Below are 3,419 nucleotides of genomic sequence, written 5' to 3' on the forward strand. Positions count from 1 at the left end.
TTGCCTTTATAGTTAAAATCATATAAAATATAGGTAAGAATATATAAAAAAACATAAGGAGATAAGAATGAAAAAACTACTATTAGCCCTAGTCCTTGGTCTATGTTTTGCTACACCTTCTCAGGCAAGCGAAGACCTTCCAATTGTCTATTATGATGACTTTGACCTAGATGTGGCCTGTGGCCTTAAAGACCCTGATAAGAGCACCTCTAAAAACCATGTGGAAGCTAGTAACAAGCAAGAAGCAAGCTTTGTTAAGGCAACCATTACAAGCGTAAGTGATGGTGATACCGTCACAGCCCAAGTAGGGTCACAGTCTTATAAGGTAAGAATGATAGGAGTAGATACTCCAGAAACTGTCCATCCAACCAAACCTGTTAGCTTTTATGGCAAGGAAGCTTCTGACTTTAGCAAAGCTATGCTAAATGGCAGAGAAGTTTACCTAGAAAAAGACGTGTCAGAAACAGATAGGTACCAAAGAGCCCTTAGGTATGTTTGGCTAAGACTACCAAGCAATCCTTCAAATCCAAGTTTTGAGGATGTAAGAGATAAGATGTTTAACGGCATCCTCCTTCGCGACGGCTATGGAGCTCTTGCAACTTTCCCACCAGATGTAAAATACCTTGACCAATTTAGAAAGATAGCGAAAAGTGCCTCAGAAAATGAACTAGGTCTTTATAACAAGGCAGAAAGAGCTAAATTTGAAGGAGAAGACTCTCCTAAGAAGACTGAAAGTGATAAAAGCCCAAAAAGGACCGAGTCTAACAAAGAAAGTCAAGGCTCAACCAGTCCAAGTAAGTCTAAGCCAAGCAAGGGCAAGTATGTAGGCAACGGCGATATCCCTATAGTAAACCAAAAAACCGCCTGGGTAAAAGGATCGAAAGGCTCTTACCTAGCCGATATAACAAATGGTCCAATTAAGGCAAACATGTCTTCAGGTAAGTACCACAGGCCAGGCCAGCGAGATTATAATAAGATAAGCGTAGATAATGTAACCTGGTTTTCAAGCGCTGCAGCTGCTAAAAAAGCAGGTTATGAAGCCGCTAAAAGATAGGATATTAAGAAAGGAAAACAATGAAAAAACTAATATTTGATGTTGACGGGACGATTTTAGACTCTATGCATATTTGGATAGAGCCTCAAAACAAGCTCTTTTCCAAGTATGGCTTTACCCTAGAAGATTTATCCAAGGAAGAGAAGGGCAGGATAGAAGCTCTCTCTATAGAAGCCATGTGCCAATATATAGCCGATGAAATAGCCAAAGACATGACCTTTGATGAAGTTATGGACTATTTTGAAGATATAATTTATACAGGCTATAAGAATGAACTTATGGCAAAACCTGGCAACCTTGAAATATTAAAAAAATTAAAAGAAGCAGGCTTCTCCATGTCAGTAGCTTCCTCTACCCCATATAAACACCTAGAAATGGCCCTTAAAAGACTGGGTATTTATGACTACTTTGATTTTTTTGCCACCCCAGAGCTTTTGGATATGAAAAAATCAGACCCAGGCTACTGGCAATATTCTATCAAAAAACACGGAGTAGACCCAAAAGACTGTGTTCTTTTTGACGATGCCCTCTATGCTATAAAGGCAGCTAAAAAAGAAGGAATCCAAACAGTAGGCCTAAAAGACTTCCCATGGAATAAAAGCGAGTGGGACTATATAAAAAAAGAAGCCGATATGACCCTTACAAGTATAGCTGATATAGACATAGAAGCCTTCAAATAAAACAAGAAAAAAGATGAGCCTGTTGCAGAATGAATAAATCGTCCCAATATCATCATAGGAACCTCTCGTGAAGTTTCGCCTCTATGAGCCGGCGGGCTAAACATGAAACTTTGAGAGAGAACCCTATGATGATGGGACGATAACTATTCACAATTTGCAACAGCCCCATCTTTTTTTAATATAAGAATAAATGAATTTAGGATCTAATGTATAGTTTTAGAAACTTCCTTGCTTTTATTTATAAGAGGCTATAAGCAAATATTTTTAAAAATAAATCCTAATTTCTTTTATAGGTTAAATTCTATTCTTATTTCTTTTTATTAACAATTACAGATACACCATCTGGTACAAAGGCAACCTTAGCATCTTCGCCTTTGATTTCCTTAGCCATCTTAAGAGCTTCTTCAAGACTTTCTGCATAGGTCATGTGCATATCTTCGATTAATTGTTTGTTTTCTGGGTCAGTTACAAAGATTACTCTGTGACGTACTAAAATTCTTGCTAGAATTTGGATTTCCCATTGGTCTGGAATAGTTTCTTCCATTGGTATTTGAAGAACTCTATCTTCTATATCTTTTGGATCTGCTGCTTCTTTAAAGGTCTTGTAGAAACTTTCTCCACCGTGACCGTCATTACATCTTGAAACTTCTATGATTATACCATCATCAGCTGCAGCCGCTTCTGCTGCTGTCATAGATTTTACAGATTGGTAAACGTTTTGGTCAAGTGGGTAGCCACCATTACTTGTTACAGCTATGTCTGCATTAACTCCGTCTATTGTAGAAAGTCCTCTTACAAATTCTGTACCTTCATAATGAGCTTTTACTCTGTGACCTGCAAAGGCATTGATGATTTTCTTTTCAGCATCTATTACTACGTTTAGGATAAAGGCAAGTTTAGCTTGTTCAGCTGCAAATTCCATGTCTTTATGGATAGGGTTTTCTTCTAAGATACCTGTCCTAGAATAATCACTTGCTATAAATTTAGAGCAGTGGTTAGCAAGAACTGTTTTTTCACTAGCTATACCTGGAAGAACTGATTTTCTACCGCCTGAAAATCCTGCGAAAAAGTGTGGTTCTATAAAGCCTTCAGCTATTAGTAGGTCAGCATTTATAGCGTGTTTGTTTAGTAGAAGTCTTCCACCTGATGGAAGAGTATCAAGCTCAACCATATCTTCGTCTACGCCAGATTTATGAACAACGATATTTTCATTGTCAACGATTTCTTGACCATATTTAGCAACTAATTCTTCGTGAGTAGTTGGTCTGTGGAAGCCTGTTGCTATAAGAATAGTAATCTCTGCATCTGGGTTGGTTGACCTAATTTCTTCAAGAAGGATAGGCATAGTTATAGCAGATGGAACTGGTCTAGTGTGGTCAGATGAAATAATTGTTATGGTTTTCTTTCCTTTTACAAGTTCAGATAATTTCTCTGTACCAATTGGGTTATTAAGGGCATCTTTAACGAGGTCTTCTTGGCTTTTTTCTGCTTTGAAATCACCCGCTTGGCTTACGAGTATATCAACATCGTCGCCAACTTCTAGTTCAATAAATTCTTTTCCATATGGTAGTTTTACTTGTTTCATAAAATTCTCCTTTTCTTCTTCTACATATATTTTATATCATAATTCTAATTATTGCAAACATTTTCATAAAAAAAATAAAAAACTCTTCCGAAGAAGAGTT

At 37.3% G+C, this 3,419-nt stretch carries 3 protein-coding genes; 2 read left to right on the forward strand and 1 reads right to left on the reverse strand.

Annotation, left to right across the window (positions count from 1 at the left end):
• Window positions 1-67 precede the first annotated feature (67 nt).
• Window positions 68-1,054 (forward strand): thermonuclease family protein, encoded by a 987-nt coding sequence (locus tag Q0410_RS02415; RefSeq protein WP_299032493.1) that lies wholly within the window; start codon window positions 68-70, stop codon window positions 1,052-1,054.
• Between the two features lie 20 nt (window positions 1,055-1,074).
• A complete protein-coding gene (locus Q0410_RS02420; RefSeq protein ID WP_299032495.1) occupies window positions 1,075-1,734 on the forward strand; it encodes an HAD family phosphatase in 660 nt (219 codons plus the stop codon).
• 307 nt (window positions 1,735-2,041) lie between these two features.
• Here the strand turns inward: Q0410_RS02420 and larA are convergent, their stop codons facing one another.
• Window positions 2,042-3,319 (reverse strand): nickel-dependent lactate racemase, encoded by a 1,278-nt coding sequence (gene larA, locus Q0410_RS02425; protein WP_299032497.1) that lies wholly within the window; start codon window positions 3,317-3,319, stop codon window positions 2,042-2,044.
• Between the last annotated feature and the right edge of the window lie 100 nt (window positions 3,320-3,419).

Source organism: uncultured Anaerococcus sp., from assembly GCF_937934665.1.
Classification (GTDB): Bacteria; Bacillota; Clostridia; order Tissierellales; family Peptoniphilaceae; genus Anaerococcus.